Here is a 1,813-nt window from a genome sequence, read left to right on the forward strand (position 1 = left end):
ATCGGTATCGCAGGGCACGCCGATCAGCCCCTCGATCAAGGCGCCCGTCTTCGAGATGCTGCGCATCACGGCATCGTAGCGATGATCTTCATGGATGATGCCGATCCTGCGGATCACGGTGCGCCGCTCGGGCCGATGCCTGGCAGGCCCGGACGGCTTGATCTTGAAGTGTTCAGGCCCAAGCTGTTCCGCGATCTCCACTGGCGTCAGCGCCTTCGAGTACAGCCACCCCTGGATGAAGCGCGCTCCCTTTTCGCGGACAAGTTCGAGCTGGTCGAAAGCCTCCACGCCTTCGACGGTGGTCTCCATACCGATCGCATCGGCAAGGCCAACGATAGCGGCAATGATTGTCGAGCTGTTCTGCTTCTTGAGCGTGCAGGTCTCGACGAAGCTCTTGTCCACCTTGATCTTGTCGAACGGAGCGGAGCGAAGGTAGCTCAGCGATGAAAAGCCGGTGCCGAAATCATCAAGGACAAGCCGGACGCCATAGGCCTTGAGTATCCTGAAAGTCTCTTCCGCGGCATCGCTGTCTCCCAGGAAGATACTTTCCGTCAGTTCCAGTTCCAGCCGGTCGGGCGGGAGGCTGCTTTCTGCAAGCGCCGCGGTTATCGCTGTGATGAAGCCCGCATTCGCGAATTGGACGGCAGAGACGTTGACCGCCACTCTCACTTCCTCGGGCCAGTTCAGGGCCTCCATGCAGGCACGGCGAAGAGCCCATTCGCCAATCTGAATGATGAGGCCGGATTCCTCGGCAATCGGGACGAATGTCCCCGGAGTGACTTCTCCTCTTTCCGGATGCTCCCAGCGCATCAGGGCTTCGAAGCCGACTACGGCGTTGTCATCGGCCCGGACTATCGGCTGGTAGTGAAGTTCCAGTTCTTCCCTGGCCAGCGCTTCGCGCAAGTCGTCCAGAAGCAGCTGGCGCTCTTCCTTTTCATCCTTGAGGTCGGAAGAGAAGAGCCGGAACTGGCCTCGCCCGCCCTTCTTGGCGGCATAGAGCGCGAGATCGGCGCTCTTGGTGAGCTGTTCCCGCTCAAGCCCATCATGGGGGGCAATCGCGATGCCGACCGAAGCCCCGATGACGGCTCTCTTGTCGTCGATGCGATAAGGTTGGGATACGATCTGGATGATCTTCTCGGCCAGGTTCCCCAGCGTCCCCCAATCGTCCGTATCCGGCAAGATGATCGCAAATTCGTCGCCGCCCAGCCGGCCGATCTCTCCGCTGTCCCCCACCACGCTGTGCAGGCGCTTGGCAACCTGACGCAACAATTCGTCGCCGGCGGGGTGCCCCATCGTATCGTTGACCTGCTTGAAGCGGTCGAGATCGAGCAATACCAAGGCACAACTGCGCTTCGCGCTCTTGAAGGCCCGCAGATAGCCGTCGAGTTGCGTATTGTGCCTGTGGAGGTTGGCCAGGCCGGTCAGGGCATCGGACGTCGCCTGATGTATCTCGTGGAGTTCACGCTGGTACTGCTCGGTAATGTCCCTGAGCCCGCCTCGGTATCCCTCGAAACTGCCGGAATCATCGAATTTTGGCTTGCCCGAAAGCGAGAGCCAGAGAGGTCCGCCCGGCTTCCTGTCGGCTGCGGTTCTGGGCCGGACGGTGAGATCGGTTATCTTGAGGTGGCTGCTGATGAGGAAGTTGAGAGGACGGCTCGATTTCTCGTCGCGGTTTTCCGGGTCCGTCTCGACCAGATTGCCCAGTGGCTGACCCAGCACGGTCGCCGGATCTATCTCAAGGGCTTCGAGCAGCATCTCCGAAACATAGATGAGGTTGCCGTGCTCGTTCGTCGCCCACAGCCAGCCCACTCTG

At 60.5% G+C, this 1,813-nt stretch carries 1 protein-coding gene; it reads right to left on the bottom strand.

Translation table 11 applies throughout. From position 1 onward, the window contains the following. The coding region (locus tag NN5_RS24570; RefSeq protein WP_157081332.1) for an EAL domain-containing protein at positions 1-1,813 on the bottom strand (1,813 nt) is incomplete at both ends.

It is taken from the genome of Novosphingobium naphthalenivorans NBRC 102051, assembly GCF_001590985.1.
GTDB lineage: Bacteria > Pseudomonadota > Alphaproteobacteria > Sphingomonadales > Sphingomonadaceae > Novosphingobium > Novosphingobium naphthalenivorans.